This is a genomic window from Saprospiraceae bacterium (genome assembly GCA_026129545.1).
Taxonomy (GTDB): domain Bacteria; phylum Bacteroidota; class Bacteroidia; order Chitinophagales; family Saprospiraceae; genus M3007.
This window is the reverse complement of record JAHCHX010000001.1, coordinates 261568-285333: the sequence shown is the minus strand read 5'-3', so window position 1 is coordinate 285333 and position 23766 is coordinate 261568. Positions and strand designations below refer to the sequence as shown.

18 protein-coding genes are annotated in these 23766 nt (G+C 53.8%); 12 read left to right on the top strand and 6 right to left on the bottom strand.

The window, feature by feature from the left end:
* Positions 1–145 precede the first annotated feature (145 nt).
* From KIS77_00900 to KIS77_00890, 3 genes are all read left to right on the top strand, one after another.
* Positions 146–1501, top strand: a complete 1356-nt coding sequence (locus KIS77_00900) for an HlyD family efflux transporter periplasmic adaptor subunit (GenBank protein MCW5920874.1) — start codon at positions 146–148, stop codon at positions 1499–1501.
* Positions 1502–1599: 98 nt separating this feature from the next.
* Complete coding sequence (locus KIS77_00895; GenBank protein ID MCW5920873.1) at positions 1600–3015, top strand: TolC family protein; 1416 nt, start codon at positions 1600–1602, stop codon at positions 3013–3015.
* Between the two features lie 95 nt (positions 3016–3110).
* Positions 3111–3683, top strand: a complete 573-nt coding sequence (locus KIS77_00890) for a hypothetical protein (protein MCW5920872.1) — start codon at positions 3111–3113, stop codon at positions 3681–3683.
* Between the two features lie 160 nt (positions 3684–3843).
* Here KIS77_00890 and KIS77_00885 read toward each other — a convergent pair whose 3' ends face one another.
* Positions 3844–4731 carry a T9SS type A sorting domain-containing protein gene (locus KIS77_00885; protein MCW5920871.1) on the bottom strand — a complete coding sequence of 296 codons (888 nt, stop codon included), beginning with the start codon at positions 4729–4731 and terminating at the stop codon, positions 3844–3846.
* 271 nt (positions 4732–5002) lie between these two features.
* Between KIS77_00885 and KIS77_00880 the strand changes: the two genes are divergently transcribed.
* On the top strand, positions 5003–6037 hold the full coding sequence (locus KIS77_00880) for an OmpA family protein (protein ID MCW5920870.1): 1035 nt from the start codon (positions 5003–5005) through the stop codon (positions 6035–6037).
* A 74-nt stretch (positions 6038–6111) separates the two neighbouring features.
* Here KIS77_00880 and KIS77_00875 read toward each other — a convergent pair whose 3' ends face one another.
* Positions 6112–8430 carry a DUF4397 domain-containing protein gene (locus KIS77_00875; protein ID MCW5920869.1) on the bottom strand — a complete coding sequence of 773 codons (2319 nt, stop codon included), beginning with the start codon at positions 8428–8430 and terminating at the stop codon, positions 6112–6114.
* Between the two features lie 363 nt (positions 8431–8793).
* Here KIS77_00875 and folE point away from each other — a divergent pair, with 363 nt between their 5' ends.
* A complete protein-coding gene (folE, locus tag KIS77_00870; GenBank protein MCW5920868.1) occupies positions 8794–9489 on the top strand; it encodes a GTP cyclohydrolase I FolE in 696 nt (231 codons plus the stop codon).
* A 328-nt stretch (positions 9490–9817) separates the two neighbouring features.
* On the opposite strand, the gene KIS77_00865 is transcribed toward folE, so the two are convergent.
* Positions 9818–10435: a superoxide dismutase gene (locus KIS77_00865; GenBank protein ID MCW5920867.1), complete on the bottom strand. Its 618-nt coding sequence runs from the start codon at positions 10433–10435 to the stop codon at positions 9818–9820.
* A gap of 358 nt (positions 10436–10793) precedes the next feature.
* Positions 10794–11486, bottom strand: a complete 693-nt coding sequence (gene trmB / locus KIS77_00860) for a tRNA (guanosine(46)-N7)-methyltransferase TrmB (GenBank protein ID MCW5920866.1) — start codon at positions 11484–11486, stop codon at positions 10794–10796.
* 441 nt (positions 11487–11927) lie between these two features.
* On the opposite strand from trmB, the gene KIS77_00855 reads away from it, so the two are divergent.
* Positions 11928–13118 (top strand): prolipoprotein diacylglyceryl transferase, encoded by a 1191-nt coding sequence (locus KIS77_00855; protein MCW5920865.1) that lies wholly within the window; start codon positions 11928–11930, stop codon positions 13116–13118.
* 8 nt (positions 13119–13126) lie between these two features.
* Here KIS77_00855 and KIS77_00850 read toward each other — a convergent pair whose 3' ends face one another.
* Both KIS77_00850 and KIS77_00845 read right to left on the bottom strand, forming a co-directional pair.
* The gene (locus KIS77_00850; protein ID MCW5920864.1) at positions 13127–13801 is read right to left on the bottom strand and encodes a lysoplasmalogenase; all 675 of its coding nucleotides are present in this window, start codon (positions 13799–13801) and stop codon (positions 13127–13129) included.
* Positions 13798–16542, bottom strand: coding sequence for an insulinase family protein (locus tag KIS77_00845; GenBank protein MCW5920863.1), 2745 nt, complete (start codon positions 16540–16542; stop codon positions 13798–13800). The genes KIS77_00850 and KIS77_00845 overlap by 4 nt, the downstream gene beginning before the upstream one ends.
* Positions 16543–16766: 224 nt before the next feature.
* On the opposite strand from KIS77_00845, the gene KIS77_00840 reads away from it, so the two are divergent.
* The 6 genes from KIS77_00840 (at position 16767) to KIS77_00815 (ending at position 23671) form a co-directional block, all read left to right on the top strand.
* Positions 16767–17207 carry a phosphoheptose isomerase gene (locus KIS77_00840; GenBank protein ID MCW5920862.1) on the top strand — a complete coding sequence of 147 codons (441 nt, stop codon included), beginning with the start codon at positions 16767–16769 and terminating at the stop codon, positions 17205–17207.
* Between the two features lie 261 nt (positions 17208–17468).
* Complete coding sequence (locus tag KIS77_00835; protein MCW5920861.1) at positions 17469–18308, top strand: SdiA-regulated domain-containing protein; 840 nt, start codon at positions 17469–17471, stop codon at positions 18306–18308.
* Positions 18309–18401: 93 nt separating this feature from the next.
* The gene (gene odhB / locus KIS77_00830) at positions 18402–19646 is read left to right on the top strand and encodes a 2-oxoglutarate dehydrogenase complex dihydrolipoyllysine-residue succinyltransferase (GenBank protein MCW5920860.1); all 1245 of its coding nucleotides are present in this window, start codon (positions 18402–18404) and stop codon (positions 19644–19646) included.
* A 562-nt stretch (positions 19647–20208) separates the two neighbouring features.
* Positions 20209–21210, top strand: a complete 1002-nt coding sequence (locus tag KIS77_00825; protein ID MCW5920859.1) for a cysteine synthase family protein — start codon at positions 20209–20211, stop codon at positions 21208–21210.
* Positions 21211–21498: 288 nt separating this feature from the next.
* Complete coding sequence (locus tag KIS77_00820; GenBank protein ID MCW5920858.1) at positions 21499–22356, top strand: cupin-like domain-containing protein; 858 nt, start codon at positions 21499–21501, stop codon at positions 22354–22356.
* Between the two features lie 145 nt (positions 22357–22501).
* On the top strand, positions 22502–23671 hold the full coding sequence (locus KIS77_00815; GenBank protein ID MCW5920857.1) for an aminotransferase class I/II-fold pyridoxal phosphate-dependent enzyme: 1170 nt from the start codon (positions 22502–22504) through the stop codon (positions 23669–23671).
* The last annotated feature ends 95 nt before the right edge of the window (positions 23672–23766 follow it).

The following is a 23766-nucleotide window of genomic DNA, read 5'->3' as shown; positions in this document are numbered from 1 at the left end:
CTGGAAGGAAGGCCGTGAGACCCGATTTTGGGTTGCATACCGTTCAAATGAGAATGGAATCAGCCCTCTACCCTCAACCTTCCACCTAAGTTTTTACAAAAAACAACGACACCGTGATATGGCATTTCAAAATTCCAAACCCCTCATGCTCAACATTTCCGAAAATGTGGTCAGTTGCGACCCGGATATGTTGGGGCTGAAATCGCCGAAAAAGTCGGAGATGTCGAAGCGGCACCTCTCTTTTCGCAGGCTCGTGCTTGTGCTACTCGGGCTGTTTGTCGCCTTCATGTTTTTGCCATGGACACAAAACATACAGGCCGACGGCAGGGTCACCACCCTCCGCCCCGAACAACGCCCGCAGACCATCCACGCGACCATCGCCGGACGCATAGAACATTGGTATGTGGTGGAAGGGCAAGCCGTTCGGCGCGGCGACACCATCGTGCACCTATCCGAAGTCAAGGCCGAGTATTTTGACCCCAATTTGGTGGAGCGCGTGAGTGGGCAAGTGTTGGCCAAACAAGGCGCAATCGAATCATACAGCAACAAAGTCGGCGCGCTGGAAGAACAAATTGCGGCGATGCGCCGCGAGTTGGACAGCAAAATCACCCAGATTGAGCAAAAAATCGTGCAGGGAAGGTTAAAAGTCGAAAGTGACAGCATTAGATTGGTGCAGGCCAACATCGACTTGCAAGTAGCACAGCGGCAGTTCAGCGGCATGAAAAACCTATACGACAAAGGCATAGAGGCGCTCACGAAACTGGAAGAACGCCGCCTCAAATTGCAAGAAGCCGAGACCAAACTCATAGCCGCTCAAAACGCCCTTGAAACCAGCCGGCGCGAACTCGACATTTACCGCACCGACCTGCGCCTCACGCAGAACGAATACGCCAACAAAATAGCCAAGGCCCAAAGCGACAAATTCAGCACCCTATCGGAGCAATACGACGCACGGGCATCGGTCAACAAACTCCAAATCGAGCGTGACAACTACGCCGCCCGCTCGGCATTCTATTACATCGTGGCACCACAGGATGGCTACATCGTGAAAGCGATGAAGCCCGGCATCGGCGAAATCATCAAAGAAGGCGACCCGGTGGTAAGCATCCAACCTGCCGACTACCAATTGGCGGTGGAGATGTATGTGAAGCCTATTGACCTGCCACTGCTCGATGTGGGGCGCACGGTGCGCTTTCTGTTCGATGGCTGGCCCGCACTGTTTTTTAGCGGTTGGCCGGGCGTGTCAGTCGGCACCTATGCCGGACAAATCGTCGCCATTGACCGCAACATCAGCGCCAACGGCAAGTTTCGCGTGCTCGTAGCGCCAGACCCGACCGACGAGCCATGGCCCGCCGCCCTCCAGCCCGGCGGCGGCGCGCAAGGCATCGCGCTGCTCAACGACGTGCTGTTGGGCTACGAGCTCTGGCGGATTGTCAATGGGTTCCCACCGGATTTGTATAAAGGGTTGGAAACAACAGAGACGAAGGAGGAACCCAAATGAAAAGCACCTCATCTGTCAAAAATTTTCCAAAGAGGGAGAGAAAAGCGTGCATCGCGACACTTTTCGCGATTCGTTTATCCGAAAAAAAAGGGTCTGGCGTGATATCCCGCAATGGTTTGCTGGCGCTATTTTATCTGACGTTCTTTCTTTCCAATGCAAAATCCCAAAATCTCGATTGGCCCACCTTTCGCCGCCAAGTCCTCGAAAACCATCCCTTAGCCAAACAGGCAAATCTGTACCGCGACCAAGCCGAGGCCGCCCTGCTGCGTGCCAAAGGAGGCTTCGACCCCAAAGCCTACACCGACCTCACTGCCAAAAACTTCAACGACAAGCAATACTTCCAACACACAGAGGCCGGCCTCAAATGGCCCACTTGGCTCGGCCTCGAACTAAAAGGCGCCTACAACTACGCCTCCGGCCAATTCCTCAACCCCGAAGCCAACCTGCCCTCCAACGGTCAAGCCAACTTTGGCTTCAACTGGACGCTGGGCCAAGGACTTTTCATCGACGACCGACGCGCAGGCTTGCGGCAGGCCCGCATCGGCCTCCAACAAGGCGATGCCGAACGCGCCGCCGCCCTCAACGACCTCCTCCTGGAAGCCGCCAAAATCTATTGGAACTGGGTGGCCGCCGACAACACCCTGCGCGTGTACAGCGAGGCGCTCCGCCAAGCCGAGCTGCGCAACGCCGCCATCCGCGAGAGCTTCCTCCAAGGCGAACGCTCCGGCATGGACACCCTCGAAACCTTCATCCAACTCCAAAACCGCCTGCTTGATGTCAATTTTGCGCAGGTGGATGTGCAAAACACCTTGCTCGCGCTGCAAGTCTTTTTGTGGGAAACCAACAACGAGGTCGTCGAGACCGCGCTCATCCCCCCCTCCCCTGCCCTGCTCGCCGGAGAATTCGTGCCATTGCCCCCGCAAAGCCTGCTCGAGCTCGCACAACAAGCCACCATCCAACACCCCACGCTCCGCCTCTACGATGCCAAACTCCGCAGCCTCGACGTGGAGCGCCGCCTAAAAAACGAGTACCGCAAACCCGTGTTCGACCTCAATTATTATTTGCTTGGCAATGGCTGGCAGTTCTTCCCCACCGCAGGCACGGAAGGCATCGGAGTGTTCGGTCAGGACATGAAATGGGGACTCAATTTCAGTTACCCGCTGCTCAACCGAAAAGCGCGCGGCGACCTGCAAGTGACTCAAATAAAAATCGCGCAGACCGATTTCGAGCTGCGCCAAAAAAGGCAGGACATCGAAAATAAAGTGCAACAATACGCCAACGAATTGAACACGCTGGCCGCCCAAATCTCGCTCTATCGCAACGTCACCACCAACTACCGCACCCTGTTGGATGCCGAAATCGAACGATTCAATTTTGGCGAAAGCACCGTCTTTCTCGTCAACACCCGCGAACAGCTCTGGCTCGACGCGCAAATCAAGTTCCTCAAACTATTGAGCGAATACCGCAAAGCGGAGGCGGGGTTGCAGTGGTCGGCGGGGACCTTGGCGAATTGATTTTACCTTTGAGGATGCGTTTTCAAAGAATCGCCCAACATTTGCGCTCCCTTCCCCAAAAAAGGGTCAGGGAAACTAATAGCTATCCCGACACATTGACTTGGCGCATTTTTGAAACGACGTTCTATTTCGCCGACCTCCTCTTTTTCCCCGATATCCTCATGCTCCTCAACCGGATTTTCAAACCCAACACCCGCCGTTTGACAGAAAGGGAAATCGCGCTCGCCCGCTCTGTTTTTGGCGATGCCATTGATTATCAAAAAGTACGGGTGGACGAACGCTCACACATCGGCTGCCGCCAATACCGCTTTGCTTATGTCGGTTTTTATGTGGTCAACGCATGGGGCCAACTCCCCGACCCCATTTTGATACACGAACTGATGCATGTGTGGCAGTATCAGCGCCTTGGCTCGGTCTATATCCCCCGCGCCTTGTGGGCGCAGCGCACAGCGGCAGGCTATGACTACGGCGGCATCGAAGCCCTTTCGCAGGCGCTGTCGCAGGGCAAATCATTGACCGACTTCAACTACGAACAGCAGGCCGACATCGTGGCCGATTATTTTTGTTTGAAAAATGGCTGGCAACCGCGCTGGTGCGAAGCGGACAAAGCACATCTGCCGAACTTTGAAATGTTGGTGGGGCAATTTTTTCAAGTTGAAAGAAAGTAGCCCACACATCAATACCTCGCTCTCCTGGAAGGGCGCATTTCAAATTGCCGTAAGTAAATCGGAACGCTGTTTCGATATATGCCGGGACAGCGTTCCGGCGTACGGAAGCGACAATTTGAAATGCCCCCCCTGAAAGTGGACGAAACGACCTCCCCAACCATCAATGCGCTACTACCACCTTATACACGGGTGAGTGTTCACCAACATCCGTCTGGCCGTGCAGGAAATAAACACCATTGGGCAGGTGGGTGGTTGGAATTTCGGTGACATCACCCGCAGCCCCCCTCTGGCTAAGCACCAGCCGCCCCACTGCATCAAACATTTGATAAGCGTGAAAAGCGCCCTGCACAAACAGGCGTTCGCTTGTTGGGTTGGGCCACACCCGAATCGGGACGGGAGCCTCGGCCTCGTCGGTGCTGACCAAACAAGCGTCGAAGGGGGCGTATATGCCGTCTGCATCGGAAAAGCATTTGAAATAGGCCGACATACCATCCACAGCAGCGTGGCAAAAAAGCATATTGAGGAAGAAAAACGAACACACATATTGGTTATTCGGGTCTTGGGGATTGCTGACTGGCCCGATGCCCTCCACAACCAGTAGCGGATTTTGATAACCCCAATTGGACAACTGTATCGTCTGTGTGCGCCGCACGCGCCCTGCTATGAACGCAGAACCTGTATCAAGAACGGCGTAATAACCCAAAGAAGGGGTGAAAAACAACGTATCGCCGGGCAGCATGGCGAAATCATAAATGCAAATGCTCGGTCCCGACAAATCCCGAGTATAAATTTTGTCTCCCTCCTGTCGGGCGTAATAAAATAGGATGTTCCCTCCCTGGGCATGGGTGCGCCTGAAACGCATCCACGAAACGTCGTTGTCCAACACCACTTCTTTGTCAATGACTATACGGTGTAGCCCATGGAGGGGGTTCCAGCCGAGATACAGGTCGTACGTCCATTCGTTGCCGATTTGCAGCCACGGGAATGATTGTGCCTGCACACCAACGCTGGCAAGCGCGAAGCAACCTAGCAAAATCAATTTTTTCATAAGTGGATGAGCGTTTGTCAGGGTACAAATATGGGGCGTTTTTGCCGCAGCACAATGTAATCCATGTTTCTCGGGTCGCTACCAAGTCGCAAAGGCTCTAAGAAATTGATTTAAAAATCTTTGTGCCTTAGCGCCTTCGTGCAAAATTTTAATTTCAGTAAATCAATCAACCGCATCAGACTCTACGACATCCAATTTGCTTGGAAGGTATTTGCCAATATGCAACGGTCGCAAGCGTTCTTGTGTCCAATTGCTAAACAACTGTCACGCTATGAAACAAAACACCATCCTCTGGGCATTGGCGTTACTGTCGCACTGCCCCATTGCGCCTGCTCAACCCGGTTTGCAAGGCGAATACTACACGGGCCGCAACTTCCAAAAAAAAGTACTGACCCGAATAGACTCCCAAATCAATTTCGACTGGACGGGCAAAAGCCCCGCGCCCGGGCTGGGCCAATCGGAATACTCCATTCGCTGGACGGGGAAAATCACGCCGCCCGTAACGGGCAAATACCTCTTCTCGGCCGTCGTGGACGATGGGCTGCGTGTCTGGATAGGCAACAAACTGGTGCTCGACGCATGGGATTTGCACGACAACGAACACTTCACTGGCACAATCACCCTGACGGGCAAACAGGAATATGATTTGAAAGTCGAGTACTTTAATGCCATCTTCGAAGGAGAAATTCAACTCCTCTGGCAAATGCCGGGCGAGGAGCCGATGTTGGGAGGCTTGTTTGGCAACAACTTGAAACCCATCGCTACAAAATACTTTTCGCAAACGCCCTCGACGGTTGCGCAGCAGCCCTCCGCCAAACCATCCTCCCAACCCACGCCCCCAACCCCCAAACCTGTCCCTGCCAAGCCCAAACCGACCAAAACCGCCACGCCCAAGAAAGAAGCGCCCCCTACCGAGCCGAAACCTGAAACAACCACACCGCCCTCCCCCACTGCGCAGGCAGATACCATCAAAAAATACACGCCTAAAAACATCCTGTTTGTGAAAGGAAAAAGCACCATGCTGTCTGGGTCATTTGCCGAGTTGGACAATCTGGCCGCCATGCTCCAAAGATACCCTTCCTTGCGCGTCACCATAGAAGGCCACACCGACAATGTGGGTGATGCGGAAAAAAACATGATACTCTCAAAAGAGCGGGCCCAGATGGTAGCCACCTACCTTTCCCAAAAAGGTGTCGCTCCCGAACGAATCACAGCCAATGGCTACGGCGGCACCCGCCCTCTGACCACAGAGGGTACCCCTGAGGCTCACGCAAAAAACAGGAGGGTTGAATTTATCATTCAATAAACACGACTAAAAAAAGCACCCCCGTGGAAGCGCAACGGGGGTGCTTTTATTCAACCTAATGGGACAACAGTTGCTTACGGCTGCCCCACCATGAATTTCAACGTCCGCACACCTTCTTGGCTGCGCAGGTTGAGGAAATAACTGCCTGTTGGGAGGTTGCCAAAGTTGAATTCAAGCGTGTTGAATCCTTTGGGCAAAAGGCCGAAGTTGCGCTCCGTCACCACACGGCCCAAACGGTCCACCACGATAGCTTGCAAGTCGCTTTCGTTGTTCATCATCAGATTCACCGTGAAGCGGTCAGCGACCGGGTTCGGGAACGCGCTGATTTGAGAAATCTGCGAAGTGCCGCGAGCAGCGATGCCATCGTCGCCGGGCGTGAAGTCATTGTTGACGGGCAGCGGGAATGTGCCGCCGTTGCTCAATGCCACCCAGGGCTCGAAGCTTGGGCTGCCGCCGCCGAGGAAGCCGCTGGCAAAAATCACCGCCGTGCGGCCTTTCCAGAATGAAAGGTCAGCATCGTATTTCGCCACCACCGTGTTGTTGTCGTTGCCGGGTGTCACGCTCAACACATATTTGGCAGCAGGCACTTCCAGATAACCTTGGAAGTCGCCGTAAGAAGCGTCGTTGATAATCGGCGCACCGCCCGTCAGCACGTCCACCGTCGGCGCGTCGGGCGAGCCATGGAAGAAGAGGATGCCCACATCATTGGGATTGGCGGTCTGTTCCTTGCCAGCATCAAAAATCTTGATGTCGAAGCCCGGGTTGCCACCCACGATGCCCGTGGCGATAGCTACATATGTTTTCCCTTGCTCCAGCGTCACCGGGAAAACCGCCAGCGCATCGGAAGCGGAAGTGCTGTTGGCAAGTGCGATGCCGATGTTGATTTGCACACCAGCAGGCACATCAATAAAAGGCGTGGCCGTGCGATACACAAAATTGTCAAGCAGCAAGTCATTGTTGGCGTACACATCCACCGTCGGGGTGGGGCTGTTGTGAATCACCTGCAAGCGAGCACCCGTCGGGGCGGGCGGCGGCGGGGCGGTCAAAGTCTGAAGCGGGAATGTGCCACCCGTGCTCAATGCCACCCAGGGCTCGAAGCTTGGGCTTCCACCGCCGAGGAAGCCGCTGGCAAAAATCACCGCCGTGCGGCCTTTCCAGAACGACAAGTCTGCACGGTAGGAAGCGACCACCACGCTATTATCGTTGCCGGGTGTGATGTCCAAGTCGTAAGAAGCGGAAGGCACTTCCAGATAGCCTTGGAAGTCGCCATAAGAAGCGTCGTTGATGATTGGCGTACCGCCCGTCAGCACGTCCACCGTCGGCGCGTCGGGCGAGCCGTGGAAGAATAGAATGCCGACATTGTCTGGCTCGACAGTGGTTTCGATGGCGGCATCGAAAATCTTGATGTCGAAGCCCGGGTTGCCGCCCACGATGCCCGTAGCGATGGCCACATAAGTTTTGCCTTGTTCAAGCGTCACCGGGAAAACCGCCAGCGCATCGGAAGCGGAAGTGCTGTTGGCGAGCGCGATGCCGATGTTGATTTGCACACCAGCGGGCACATCAATAAAAGGCGTGGCCGTGCGATACACAAAATTGTCGAGCAACAAGTCATTGTTGGCGTACACATCCACCGTCGGGGTAGGGCTGTTGTGAATCACCTGCAAGCGAGCGCCCGTCGGGGTGGGCGGCGGTGGAGAAGTCAAAGTCTGAAGCGGGAAAGTGCCACCCGTGCTGAGCGCCACCCAGGGCTCGAAGGCAGGTTGGATGTCGCCGAGGAAGCCGCTGGCAAAAATCACGGCGGTGCGGCCTTTCCAGAAAGACAAGTCTGCGCGATAGGAAGCAACCACCACGCTATTGTCGTTGCCGGGTGTGATGTCCAAGTCGTAAGAAGCGGCAGGCACTTCCAAATAGCCTTGGAAGTCGCCATAGGAAGCGTCGTTGATGATTGGCGCACCGCCTGTCAGCACGTCCACTGTGGGCGCGTTGGGTGAGCCGTGGAAGAAAAGGATGCCGACATTGTCCGGCTCCACCGTGTTTTCCAGCCCCAAGTCAAAGGCTTTCAACTCGAAGCCGGGGTTGCCGCCCACAATGCCTGTGGCGACCACGACGTACGTTTTTCCAGCATCGAATTGCACGGGGAAGGTGGCGAGTGCATCGGCAGCGGAAGCGCTGTTGCCAAGCGCCACGCCAATTGGAATGGTCACTCCAGCAGGCACATCAATGAAAGGCGTGGCAGTACGGAAAGCAAAATTGTCGAGCAGTTTGTCGGGACCAGCATAGATGTCCACCGTAGGCGTTGGTGAATTGTGGATGATTTGAACGCGGGCGGTTTGGGCGGATAGGCCGAATAAAGTCAGCGCGACGAACAGTAGGGTAGTGATTGTTTTTTGCATCTTTTTTGTTTTTTAATGAACGGATAAGCAGGATGCTGTCTTAACATCTGCTCCTCCGGCTGGTTGTGTTGCTTTTCGCAAAATGTCGCTTTTAGGCATATTTTGTTTAACTCAATTTTTAGAATAGCATAAAAAGATTAAACAGTTTGCGGGATTTGCTGTTAATGTGGGTCATCTGTTTTCAAAACAAACACGCCCACAGAAGAGTGTTTTTTTAAATTTTAGTGAGTAAATCGGAACGCTGTCCCTATTTATGCCAGCACAGTGTTCCGGCGTACGAAAGCGACAATTTGAAATACTTCATCCCCTTCCAAAGGCACTCACAATCTGCTTTTTTTAATTTTCACAACTAGCTACATTTTAATGTCTGACTTCTTGCTCAACGGCCACATAGAGGGCCTTGCCGACTCGGATGACTTGGGAGACTTGCACATCTCGACCGCTTCTGACACCCCGATGAAACCACGCGCCGCAGTGATGAGCGACGCCGAAAAAATCGAACGCATATCCGACCATTTCGCCGAAATCATGGATATTCTGGGGCTTGACCTGCGCGACGACAGTCTGCGAGGCACTCCGCGCAGGGTGGCAAAAATGTATGTGAACGAAATTTTCAGGGGGCTTAACCCCGCCAACAAACCCGACATCACCACCTTCGAAAACAAGTATCAGTATCGCCGCCTCGTGGTGGAGCGCAACATCCCGCTGCAAAGCACTTGCGAACATCACTTCCAGCCGATTCTTGGCGTGGCGCATGTCGCTTACATTCCCAACGGGCGTGTGGTGGGTCTGTCCAAACTCAACCGTATCGTGGAGTTCTACGCCCGCCGCCCCCAAGTGCAGGAGCGCCTCACCATGCAAATCGCGGAGGAGCTGAAGCGGGTGCTCAAAACGGACGACGTGGCTGTTTATATTGATGCGCGGCACCTGTGTGTGCAGGCGCGAGGGGTGGAGCACCACGGCGCAAGTACCATCACCGCCGAATATGCTGGCAAATTTTTGAGCGACACGACCAAACACGAATTTTTACAGGCGGTGTACTCGAAGATGCCCGAGTGAGAGGGGTTGAGATGGTTGACGAGGAGGGCCAACCACGAACGACGAAACAGCAAAGCCGCCACGAAGGCGCAAAGACTCGAAGAAATAGGTTGTTAAACCATTGTGCCTTGGCATCAAAAGTCAAATCGTGGTGTGTTTAATCTCCGAAAATCGAGTTATTCTCGAGTATATTGGGCCAACGGTCTCATCATTGGGGACAAAACAAACACAAACACGACCGCCCGGCTCGCAGCTGCGAGACCGGGCGGATTTTTTGTGAAAGGATTCTGCGGCAGATATTCGGGACTGCGCCCCCCCCATCAACTACTTCTCACCAATCTCACTCCCCTCAATTGGTGCGCACGGCGCTGCGATAGCGGCGACCGACCTCTTCCCAATTCACCACATTCCACCAAGCGGTGATGTAGTCGGGGCGGCGATTTTGGTAGTGGAGATAATAAGCGTGTTCCCACACGTCGAGGCCGAGGATGGGGCGGCCTTTTTTTTCAGCCACATCCATGAGGGGGTTGTCTTGGTTGGGCGTGCTGGTGATGAAAAGATTGTCGTCGGCATCCACACAGAGCCACGCCCAGCCGGAGCCAAAACGTGTGGCGCCTGCTTGCGCAAACTGTTTTTTGAACTCTTCAAAGGAGCCGAAATTCTTGTTTATTTTGGATGCCAAGTCGCCTGTTGGCTCTCCTCCTGCATTGGGAGCCATTATTTCCCAGAACATGGTGTGGTTCCAATGGCCGCCGCCATTGTTGCGCACGGCGGGCGAGAGTCTGCTGACGTTGGCAAGCAATTCTTCCAAGGTCTTGCCTTCGTGTTCGGTGCCTTGAATGGCCGCGTTCAGGTTGTTGACGTAAGCGGCGTGGTGCTTGCCGTGGTGGATTTCCATGGTGCGGGCATCCACATGAGGTTCGAGCGCGTTAAAAGCGTAGGGGAGTTCGGGCAGAGTAAAAGCCATATTTTTTGTTGAATTGTTTGAAGATGTTAAAGTGGTGAACTGTATGGTTGAAACAGCGCCGGAAGTAAGATGTTCGACGTGAATTGGTTTTTTCGGGTTCATTTCAAATTGTCGCTTCTGTGCGCCGGGACACTGTTCCGGCATATATCGGAGCGCTGTTCCGATTTGATTATGACTGTTTGAAATGCCCCCCTTTTTTCACAGCCATTCTCGTTTTGGCGGGTTCTGAGGTGTCATCCCAGAAGAATGGAGGGGCGACATCTCAAAAACAGGCCGAGATGTCACTTTTTCGTTCCTCAAAAGATGACACCTCTTACAAACCGAGAATGGCTGCTTTTTTCATGGAAATCTCAAAAAGTTACCCGAGCGTGTAGCGCACATATTTGATGGTTTTGCCAGCAGCCAGGTGAAAGGACTCGTAAAGGGTCTGAATGGCCAGTTCAGGGTAAGGCAGCGCGGCGGCGTAGATGTCGTCATTTTGATAAATCAACTTGCAGCGCGGGTCTGCGGCAATAGTGTCCAGCGTGAATTGGTAAAAGTCGGGAGCGTCGTGTTTCAAATGGACAAGACCGCCGGGTTGCAGGATTTGGCGGTATTTTTCGTGAAAAAAAGGGGAGGTGAGCCGGCGGTTTTCCTTGCTGGCGCGTGGGAACGGGTCGGGGAAGGTTATCCAAATTTCCGCCACCTCGCCCGGTGCAAAGAAGTGTTCGATGATTTCGATGCGTGTGCGCAAGAAGGCGGCATTCGTCAGGCCTGCTTCGAGGGCTGTTTTGGCACCTTTCCAAAGGCGGTTGCCCTTCACGTCCACGCCGATGAAATTGCGGTCTGGGAACTGTCGCGCCAGTTCGACGGTATATTCGCCGCCACCGCAGGCCAGTTCGAGCGTGACGGGGTGCTCGCTGTGAAAATGCGACGCGTTCCACTTGCCTTTCAAATCAACGTGCACCATGCCCGCGCCAACGAGAGCGGGTTGCTGCACGTTGTAGCATTCATACACGTTGGGGAACGACAGGATTTCGGCAAATTTGCGGAGCTTGTTTTTTCTGCCCATGTTTTGTGGCTATAGGATGTTCGCGTGGGGCCGTTGGCGGCGCAAAAGTCGTTTTTCTGTTGAAAATGCAAATTATGAGTTGAAACTTTTGATATTCAAGCCCTTATTCAGGCGGTGGCTTGAAATCACGGCCTGAACAGCGCACCACGCTATTGGACATTATTTTTGTGCCGCAAAGACACAAAGGCACAAAATGCAGCAAATCAATGCGTATTTTGCTTTGCGTCTTTGTGGCTTCGTGGCAAATTTGAAAATGTTCGGTAGTGTGATAGCGCACACAGCGCCTGAGCTACACACGTTATCGCCCCCTTGCTTCCTCAGCTTTAAAATAACCCTGATTTCACATCGCCCTTTTTATCTTTGCCGCATCTTTTCTCCAAAAATCTGTTTGTCAGGCACTTATACCTAAACCTCTCACCCCCACGTCCCTAACGCTCGCTCATGTATCCCGACCTTTCATATTTGGCCCATGCGTTGTTTGGCACCCAACCCGACAACTGGCTTTCCATTTTCAAAACCTTCGGCTTTTTTCTTGCCATCGCGTTTTTGGTCAGCGCGGTGGTCTATTACATCGAACTGAAAAGAAAAGCCCAAGAGGGCTACTACCAGCCTACCAAAGCGACGGTGACGGAGGGAGCTCCCGCCACGACGGGCGAAATAGTGTCCAATGCGCTGGTTGGGCTGATTTTGGCGGGCAAAGGGCTGTATGCCTATCAACACTACGAGGTGTTCAGGGCCGACCCTGCCTCGGTGATTCTTTCCAGCAAAATACACTGGTTGGCCGGACTTTTGGGAGCCGCCGTTTTGGGGGGGCTTACTTGGTGGGATGCTTACCGAAAGCGCAAAAATGTGCCCGTGACCCGCGAGGTGTTGGTGTGGCCGCACGACCGCATCAGCGAGATGACGGTGTGGGCGGCGGTGGGCGGCATTTTGGGGGCTAAAATTTTTGACCTTTTTGACAACTGGCAGTCTTTTCTCCGCGACCCCTTAGGCTCGTTGCTTTCAGGTGGCGGGCTGGCGTTTTTTGGCGGATTGGTACTTGGGTTTGTGCTGGTGGTGTGGTACATGTGGCGGCAAAAAATCCCGTTTTGGCCTTCGGCTGACGCGGTGGCGCCTGCTCTGACGGCTGGCTATGGGGTGGGCCGCATCGGCTGCCAACTCTCCGGCGACGGCGATTGGGGCATCGTGAACAACGCGCCCAAACCCGGCTGGCTCTCTTGGATGCCCGATTCTTGGTGGGCTACCCGATACCCGCACAACGTGCTCAACGACGGCCACACCGAATTGCCCAATCCCAATGTGCCGATAGAAAACTGCGATTGGGACTACTGTATGCAATTGGCGCAACCCGTGTTCCCCACGCCCTTCTACGAAACGATGATGATGGTGGTGGTCTTTGGCATTCTCTGGGCTTTGCGGAAACGCATTCAGATTCCGGGAATGCTGTTTTTCATTTATCTCGCGCTGATTGCCATTGAGCGGTTTTTGATTGAAAAAATTCGCGTCAATGTAGTGCACAAGGTGCTTGGCATGGAACTGACACAAGCAGAAATCATTTCCATCGTGCTTTTCCTTGTCAGTGTGGGCGGCATGGTGTATGTGTGGCGAAAGAACAGGAAAGCAGTGGCCTGACCGTAGCCTCAACGCAATACTTCGCAGGCCCCACGCGCCAACAAAAACTGACCGGCAATGTAAGTGCCCATGATGGCCAGACCCGAAAATGGAAATGGGCTGTCAAATCGGCTCCATGCTATCAGGCTGTCAGACAGCATAAACAGCAACGCCCCGGCAAGCAATGTTTGGAAAATGGGAGCCGTCACACTTCCCTTGAGATTGAACACACTCAGCACCATGGTGGTGATGACCGCCGTGTAGATACCTACGGGCAATTTCATCTCATCGGGAATGCCTGACCACAGCGACCACACCAAGGCTACCGCAGCCAACACAGGCCACAATGCCCAAACGGGCCGACGGCTCAAAAAGCCTTTGTCCGAACGACGAAGCATGGAGGAGAAACCGCCGATGTAAGACAAGTGGGCAAACAAAAAGGCCACTAAGCCCAGTATGAAAAAAAGCGGTTTGCCTCCCCATAGGAGCAACACATCGCCCACTGTGGAAAAGGACAGCCCGGCAAACATCATTTTTTTCAAAAAGCGGGGCTGGCCGTGGCGCGTCTCCACGGCCAGCCAAACCGCCAACAAAGGCATCAGCATCGGTTTGGTAATGACAACCAATCCCCTGTGTTCCATAGCCACCCCCGCCAGATGCGCGAGCGCGACCATGAGAAACAAAGGAAGCCAGACGTTCTTCATGGTTTTGCTTTGTTGAAATCGCCCGCTTTCACGATGATCATCTTCGAGTAGTCGAGGTATTTTTTCATGGCCGCGTTCACGTCTTTGACCGTGAGTTTTTCCACTTTACTCTCGAAATCGGCATCCCAATTCATGGTTCGATTCATGAAGAGATACTGGTTCAGCCGGCCCGCCACCCCGTTGTCGGCAGAGCGATTCACTTTTTGCGACTGTAGCCAGCCAGTCTTGGCGGCATCAAGTTCTTCCTGTGTGACACCGTCCTTGCTGGCTTTTTCGATTTCGTCTTTGAATGCGGCCTCGAGTTTTTCCAAATTCTGCGGGTTGTAAATGGCATTGGCAGAAAAGCCGCCGTTTTCATCCATAGAGCTGGCGAAAAATCCGCCGCGCACCCCGTAGCTCAGTCCTTCTTTTTGGCGGATGCGCGTGGCGAGGCGCGAATTGAGGAATCCACCGCCCAAGATATAGCCGCCGATAGTGAGTGCCGGGTAATCGGGGTGGTCGGTGTTCATGGCGTAGTTGTAGCCAGCCACATAGTTGGCATTGGCCTTGTCTGGTGTGTTGATGACCTCCGTCTTGGCCGCCACCGGGATGTAGTTGTTCTCCACTCGCTTGAAGGGTGAGGGGCTTTTCCAGTCGCCAAAAGTTTCCTTGAGCACCGTCTCTATTTGCTGCTTATCGAAGTCGCCCACCACTGCGCAGGTTGCGTTGGAGGCCCCGTAGAATTTTTGATGGAACGCCTTCACTTGGTCGAGCGTGACGGCTTTCACGGCCTCTTCTTCCTCTTCGAAGGTCATGTTGTAGCGCGGGTCGCCCTTCGGATAGGGGCTGGTGATGCGCCGATAGGCAAGGCTCGACAGGGCCGCCGGGTCGGTTTTTTGCTGCTCAAGGCCAGCAAGGTATTCTTCCCGAAATTTTTCAAACTCGTTTTGGGGGAACGAGGGTTTGCGCATGATTTCGCCCACCAAGCGAATGGCCTCGGCCAGATGCTCGCGGTCGGTCTCGATGTTCACTGTGACGGCGGTGGGGCCGCCAAACACGTTGATGCGGGCTTTAAGTTTGTCCTGTGCCTCCCGGATTTGTTCGCGGGTTTTGTTGAGGGTGCCTTTGTCGAGCATGGAGGCTGTGGCGTTGCCCACCATCTGCTGATTTTGCAGGCTTTCGAGCGTGCCGAAGCGGAAGGTCAGGGTGGCGTTCACTGCGTCGCCTCGATTCTCCTTGGGCAGCAGGGCATATTGCATCCCGTTGGCAAACTTGCCGCGCGTGGTGCGTTTTTCGATGTTGCCGGGAGAGGGGTCAAAATCCTCCCCTTGCGAGATGGGGGGCTTGCCTTTGTAATCTTTGAGCATTTCGGCGAGGTCGGGGGCATCGGGTATCTCCGCGCGGTCAGGGTTTGGTTCGGGCAGGAAAAATCCGAGGGTTCGGTTGGCGAGTTTGAAATATCGTTGTGCCACGCGGCTCACGTCCTCGGTTGCCACGTTCTCCAATTGGTCGCGGTACCAGAAAGCCAAGCGCCAGTCGCCTTGGCCGATATATTCACTCAGCCTAAGCCCCACACGGTCGCTTTGCTTGATGAACATCTCAAAATTCTTGAGCTGCCGAGCTTTGGCTTTTTCCACTTCATCATCGGTGGGCGGGTTCTTTTTCAGGTCGTCGAGCACGTTGAGCAAAATCGTTTTTGCCTCTTCCAGCGAGTTTTCCTGCCGCACCTCTGCCCAAAAGCCCGCAAAGCCGCCTTCCGCGAAACCGGAGGCGCTCCCGCTGATGCTCGAAGCTTTTTTCGTTTCCACCAAAGCCTTGTAGAGTCGGCCTGTAGGCTCGTGTGTCAGCAAATCAGCCAGCACCGACAATGCAGCAAAATCGGGATGAGAGGCCGCCGGGATGCGATACATGGCGGACACCACTTGCACATCGCCGGTGCGGCGGAGCGTGATGTGGCGTTCGCCGTCCTGCGTGGGTTCCTTCGTGTATGTGGGGATGAGTTGGCGGGTAGGCCTCGGAATCGGTGAGAAATACTCGTGTACGAGGTCAAGCGTCTTTTGCTCGTCAATTTTGCCTGCTACCACCAATACTGCGTTGTCGGGTTGGTAGTACATCCGATAGAATGCCTGCAAACGCTCGATGGGCGCTCCCTCGATGTCGGATTTTTCGCCGATGGTGGATTTCCCGTAGTTGTGCCATTGATACATGGTGCCCAGCATCCGCTTGTAAAGCACTCCGAAAGGGCTGTTTTCGCCGCGTTCATATTCGTTGCGCACCACCGAGAACTCGCTTTCCAAGTCTGCTTTTGCGATGAACGAGTTAATCATGCGGTCGCTTTCGAGGTCGAGCGCCCAGCGCAAGTTTTCTTCGGTGGCATCGAATGTCTCGAAATAGTTGGTTCGGTCAAACCACGTCGTGCCGTTGGGGCGAGCACCGTGCGCAGTCAATTCTTGCGGGATGTTAGGGTGTTTGGGAGTGCCCTTGAACACCAAATGCTCGAGCAAGTGCGCCATGCCCGTCTCGCCATAAGCCTCATGGCGCGACCCGACCTTGTAAGTGATGTTCACCGTGATGATTGGTTTGGAAGGGTCGGGAAACAGCAGTACCTGCAAGCCATTGGCCAATCGGTATTCGGTGATGCCCTCCACGGAGGTGACGTATCGCACGCCTTCGGGAAGCTTAAGCTTGCTTTGAGCGGAAAGGGGAGTCAGAAAAATGGTCAGCAGAAAGGCTGACGCCAAACACAGTAGGTTCGTTTTCATGTTATTATGTTTAAGTTACGAAAATTGAGAAAAGAACGAGGTGCGACGGTTGCTTTTTTCCCCGCCGTGCGTTCCGACAGAAAATAAAACAGCCAAAGCCCGTCGCGGGCAAAGATAATTTGCCCAACATCATTTTTGGGAAAGTTCGTCGAGCAAATACAGGAATGAGCGCAGAGGTGGCATAATTTGTGACGCAAGCCATACCTTTGCGTAAAACTGACACGATGACACATCAAGACCATACCCAAACCACGTTGCAAGAAACCTTCAACGAAAAGGGCGAACGCATCAGCCCCGTGCTGCCCCAACACGTCAAAAATTTCCTGATTGATATTGACGGCACCATTTGCGACGATGTGCCCAACGAAGAGCCGGAGCGCATGGGCACGGTACTCCCCTACCCCGACGCATTGGCCATGCTCAATCGCTGGTACGACGAGGGCCACGTTGTCTATTTTTTCACCAGTCGCACCGAAGCCCACCGCGAAATCACCGAGTATTGGCTCCGCAAGCACGGGTTCAAGTATCACGGAATCCTGTTTGGCAAACCACGCGGTGGCAACTATCACTGGATTGACAACCACATCGTGCGCGCCACAAGATTTAAGGGAAAATTCACCGATTTAGTGGTGAAAACGCACGAAATCGAAGTGTTTTCAGAATAAAAAAAACATCTAGGTTCGCATATACAGCAAATCTGTAACCCGTCCTTTGGAGCAGCAGCCATCGGACGGGTTGTCTTTTTTGCCTTGATTCGCCAAGGCTGTTCAGATAAGCACGGATGATACACTTGGTTTTGAATGGATTGCGGCATCAGCCATGCTGAAAACTTAATGGTGCGCAGGATACAGCGCAATAAAGAGGGTAAGAAAAAACGTTGTTCCTTTGTCCCGCAAAACACTCACACCATCAAACGACGACAACGCATGACATCCCTTGCCTTTGCGCTCTGTTTCCTGCTACAAACCACCCCAACCGACACCCTACCCTACGACATAGAAAATCCCTCTTTCATCATCAACCTCGTCAGCGAGGAGCTTCAGGAGATTTCCGGCCTCAGCCCTACCGACACGCCGGGCGTGTTTCTTGCCATAGCCGATGAGGTGGGCGAGATATTTTTCATCGACGGCGCGGGAGGCGGGGTGATACTTCGCCGGGTCAAATTCCGCGAGAAAGGCGATTTTGAAGGAGTGGAAATGGTAGGCAAATGCCTCTATGCCGCAAAAAGCAACGGCGACATCTTCGAAATCGGCTGTTGGGACACTGACCACCCCAACATCGTGGAATACAAAACGCACTTGAAAAAGGAAGACGACGTGGAGGGACTCTGCTACGATGCGAAGCGGTTCGCCCTGCTGCTCGCCTGCAAGCAGAACCCGGATAGCGCCGGGTTGCGACGCATTTTTGCATTTGACCTGAAAACCAAACAATTGGGCAAAGAGCCTGTTTACACCATTAACCCGGAAGAAGTGAACCGCATCGTGCCTCTCAACGAGGAAGACAAGAAGCGACGCTACATCAGCCCCTCCGGCATCGCTGTTCACCCCATCACCAACGATGTCTATGTCATCTCCACGGCACAAAAGCGCCTCGTGGTGCTTGATTACAAAACGGGCGCTATCCGCTATGCCATTCGGCTCAACAAGACGCTCCTGCCACAACCAGAGGGCATCGCTTTCGATAAGGAGGGCAATCTTTACCTGAGCAGCGAGGGGAAAAAGGGCGAGGGGTTGGTCTTGAAATTCGACTATCGGAGAGCAAAGTAATCCGATTCACAACCGTATAAAATACATACCAACCTCTACTTTTGCCCCGAAAATTGATTGCTCGTTCATCACTCATCATCTATTATCACATAAATGCCTGTAATCGAACTCAAAATCCCCAATTTGGGCGAGTCCATATCCAACGTCACGTTCTCCAAATGGCTCAAGCCCGATGGCTCCATCGTGGCGATGGACGAGCCGCTCTGCGAGATAGAGACCGAAAAAGCCAATCAAGAACTCTCGGCTGATTCAGCCGGGAAACTCATCCATGTAGCCAAAGAAGGCGAAGACCTTGAGGTGGGGGCTGTTTTTGCCAAAATTGACACCGAGGTAGCGGCTTCCAACGGCAGCGGTAGCGCACCCACCCCTTCAAAACCAGCGGAAGCAACCACCACAGCACCATCCCCCTCCGAACCGTCCAAGCAGACCTACGCAACCGGCGCCCCCTCCCCCGCCGCTGCCAAAATACTCGCGGAAAGCAACATTGACCCGGCCAACGTGACTGGCACTGGCCGCGACGGACGCATCACAAAGGACGACGCGCAAAAAGCGGTGAACAGCGGAGGCAGCAGTCCGCAAGCTGCGCCGCCACCAAGCACGCCCCCTCCCCCACCACCAATCACCAGCCAACCATTCACCCGAAACGAGCGCCGCGAACGCATGAGCCGTATGCGCCGCACTATTGCCAAGCGCCTGGTGAGCGCCAAAAACAACACGGCCATGCTCACCACCTTCAACGAGGTGGACATGACCGGGGTGATGGAATTGCGCGAAAAATACCAAGAGGCATTTGTCAAGAAATACGGCATCAAACTCGGCTTCATGTCCATCTTCGCCAAAGCCTGCGCAAAAGCGCTGCTCGAAATGCCCGACGTGAATGCACGCATTGACGGCGACGACATCGTTTATCACGATTTCGTGGACATCAGCATCGCCATCTCCACGCCGAATGGCCTCGTGGTGCCGCCCGTGCGCAACGTGGAAAGCCTCAACTTCGCTCAGGTGGAGCAAGCCATCAAAGACCTTTCCACCAAGGCACGCGATGGCAAACTCTCTTTGGATGAAATGACCGGTGGCACTTTCACCATCACCAATGGCGGCATATTTGGCAGCCTCATGAGCACACCTATAATAAATGAGCCACAAAGCGCCATCCTCGGCATGCATGCCATCAAAGAGCGCCCGGCAGTCGTCAACGGAGAAATCAAAATCCGCCCCATGATGTACTTGGCGCTGAGTTACGACCACCGCGTCATTGACGGCAGCACATCGGTCACATTCTTGGTGAAAGTGAAAAACCTGATAGAAGACCCGCTCTCGCTGCTGCTGGATTTGTAAAAACACAAACGGCTGCTTGGATGTAACTCTAAGCAGCCGTTTCTCATGAAACAAGCATTAGTGAAAAAAACTGGGCGACATTTTGAGGCCGTCATGAAAAGCGACGCGCACCTGCCGACCACATCGCCGCTAACTTTGGCGCGCCAAAAACCACGACGAGCGAGCCGAGTGTGATACCCAAAATAAGCATAGAAACGGGAGGATTTAAAATGAACGTTGTGTGTAAGTATTAAAGAATGTCCCCAACGATTATTCCGTGTTATCGCTCAAAGGTGATAAATGTTTTCAACCTGTCAAGTTTTTGCCGCGTTTTTTTTTGTTAATTTTTCATTTTCAAACCCACAAGATGCTTCCCGGGGTTTTGAATTATTTTTGCCCCCGGTTTCGCGTTCAAATTGAGTCAACAAACCCGCTTTTTGGGCGCGAGAACGCTTTCTTTCTCAACGTTCCGTCCCAAATTGTCTTCCGTTTGCACAATTTTTTTCTGGAGGTTTCAGAATCATCTCTACTTTTCGCGTCAACCAACTTTCACCCGTATTCATAATCAATCAGAACAAAAGGAATGGTCTTTAACAACATACTTGAAACCATCGGCAAAACCCCTCTCATCCGGCTCAACCATGTTGTCTCCCACATTCCAGCCGCCGTATATGCCAAGGTCGAGGCATTCAATCCGGGTCTGAGCGCCAAAGACCGCATCGCTCTGCACATCATAGAGCGGGCTGAACGGCTTGGTCATCTCAAACCCGGCGGCACGGTGGTGGATGCCACCAGTGGCAATACGGGGTTTAGCCTCGCCATGGTAGCCGCCATCAAAGGTTACAAGTGTGTACTCACCGTGACGAGCAAAATCTCTGAGGACAAACTCAACAACCTCCGAGCAATGGGCGCTGAAGTCATCCTATGCCCACAAGACGTGGCTCCCAACGACCCGCGCTCCTACTACCGCCGCGCCGAGCAACTCGCCAAAGAAATCCCCGGCGCCTACTACGCCAACCAAAACTTCAATCTCGACAACGCCGACGCACACTACCTGAGCACCGGCCCAGAAATCTGGGAACAAACGCAAGGCCGCATCACGCACCTCATCGGCTCAGCCAGCACAGGCGGCACGCTATGCGGCTCGGGGCGCTTCCTGCGCGAGCAAAACCCCGACCTTAAAGTCATCGCTGTGGATGCCTACGGCTCGGTTCTGAAAAAATACCACGAGACAGGCGTGTACGACGAAGCCGAAATCTACTCCTACCGCATCGAAGGCACAGGCAAAAACATCATCCCGGCCAACGTGGACTTTGAATTGATTGATCGGTTTGTGAAAGTCACCGACCAAGACAGCGCCCTGCGCGCCCGCGAAATCGCCCGTCAGGAGGGAATGCTCGTCGGTTACTCCAGCGGCGCAGCGCTCCAATGCCTCCAGCAAATCCAATCGGAGCTTACCGAAAACGACTTCGTCGTGCTGCTTTTCGCCGACCACGGCTGCAAATACGTCAGCAAGGTTTTCAGCGACAAGTGGATGGTCGAGCAAGGCTTTTTGCAAGAGGAAGAAATCGCCGAATTGTGCTAATTCGCCGCAGAGACGCAGAGTAGTCCCGTCATTTGGCGCATGACACCATCTCCGCGTCTCTGCGGTTTTAAAATCAAAATCATTTCCAAAACTGACATTCGTCTGAATCTCGTTTTCGCCTGAATCCTGACCTTTGGGCTGCCAATTGACGAGGTGTGTTTTTTGACAGGGTTTACAGGATTTACAAGTTTTTTTGGAGAAAAAATCCAACATCATGCAATCATGTAAACCTTGCCGGAAAAAACTTTCGTCCGAAATCAATTTTTCAGGACAAAATTTTTCGCTCGAATGAAATTGCTCCCAATCGAACGCCGCACGGGATTGACCCGCGAGGAGTTCATCGAAAATTATCTCAAACCCAAAAAACCCGTCGTCTTCACCGACCTCGCCAAAGACTGGCCTGCCACGCAAAAGTGGACGTTTGAGTTTTTGAAAAAGGAACACGGACACATTGATGTGCCTATCGCCGGGCCGGATTACCACAAACCGGGGGCGAACTACATGAAAAGCCACATCACAATGAAGTTTGGCGACTACCTCGACCTCATCCAGAAAGGCCCGACGGAGTACCGCATTTTCCTCTGGAACATCTTCGACCACGCCCGCGACCTCATCCACGACGTGTCGAACCCAACGATCTGCGACGGCTGGATTGATAAATACCCATTCATGTTTTTCGGCGGCGCAGGAGCGGTGACCAACTTGCACTACGACATTGACTGCTCCAACGTGTTCCACACACACTTCTGGACGCGCAAGCACATCGTCCTCTTCGACCAACAGCAAAACCCCTTCCTCTACCAACACCCCTACACCGTGCAAAGCCATGTGAACCCGCTGCAGCCCGACTACGACAAATACCCCGCGCTGCGCAAAGCGACTGGCCACGAAACCATCCTTTATCACGGCGAGACGCTTTTCATCCCCGCGCTGTGGTGGCACTACATCGTCTATCTCGATGGTGGATTTTCCATCAGCCTGCGCTCGCGCGACAGTGTGCTGACCCAAGCCAAAGGGCTTTGGAACATCGCCCGCCACTTCGTCATTGACAAGGGCATGAACACCGTGCTCGGGCCAAAATGGAAGACTTGGAAAGAGACGCAGGCCATGAAACGGGCGGAAGAGGCTATTCATAGTGATGACTGATAAATGTCGCCGAGCGCGATAGATTCATCATTCTTCATTCATTGTTCATCATTCATCATTCCAATAAAAAGTGGATTTATTCGACCGCATTCTCAAACAAGCCGGGCCGCTCGGCAAATACGCCGAAGTCGCCGAAGGCTACTATATGTTCCCCCAACTGGAAGGCGAGCTCGGCAACCGCATGAAATTCAAGGGCAAAGAAGTCGTCTGTTGGAGCATCAACAACTACCTCGGCCTCGCCAACCACCCCGAAGTCCGCAAAACCGACGCGGAAGCCGCCGCCCGTTGGGGTTTGGCTTACCCGATGGGCGCCCGCATGATGTCGGGCGAAACCACTTTGCACCAAAAATTGGAGCAACAGTTGGCCAACTACGTCGGCAAAGAAGCCGGCCTGCTCGTCAACTACGGCTATCAAGGCGTGCTGTCGGCCATTGACACGCTGCTCACCCGCCACGACGTGGTCGTCTATGACGCCGAAAGCCACGCCTGCATCGTGGATGCCGTGCGGATGCATGTGGGCAAGCGTTTTGCCTTCACGCACAACGACATAGCCAGCCTCGAAAAATGCCTCGAACGCGCCAAGCGCCTCACCGACGGCACCGAAGGCGGCATCCTCGTCATCACCGAAGGCGTGTTCGGGATGCGCGGCGACCAAGGCAAGCTCCGCGAAATCTGCACGTTGAAAGAGAAATACGGCTTTCGGCTGTTCATTGACGACGCGCACGGCTTCGGGATGCTTGGCAAAACCGGCGCGGGCGCAGCCGAAGAGCAAGGCGTGACCGACGACGTGGACATCTATTTCAGCACCTTCGCCAAAAGCATGGCGCTCATCGGCGGCTTCATCGCTGCCCGCCCGGAGATTATCCGGTTTTTGAAATACAACATGCGCTCGCAAATCTTCGCCAAATCGCTGCCCATGCCGCTGGTGGAAGGCCTGCTCAAACGCTTCGAGCTCCTGCGCGACCATCCCGAACTGCGCGAAAAACTCTGGCACAACGTCCGCCTCCTGCAAAGCGGTCTCAAAGCGCGTGGCTTCGACATCGGCGACACAAACACTTGCGTCACGCCCGTTTATATGCACGGCGAGGTGGAAGAAGCAATGGCCTTGGTGAAAGACATGCGCGACCATTACGGCGTGTTCTGCTCCATCGTCGTCTATCCCGTCATCCCGAAAGGCATGATTATCCTGCGCCTCATCCCGACTGCCGTGCACACGGAGGAGGATATTCAAATCACGCTGGAGGCCTTCTCCGCCGTTGGAGAGAAATTGAAATCGGGGGCGTATAAGAATTATGTGCCGGAGGTGATGGTCTGATGTTTTTTTATTCCAACTGAATGCCAAAAACCGAATCGCGCTCCTGCGGTTCGGTTTTTTTGTCCTGTGCGGCAAGTCTGATGTGTGGCGATTCT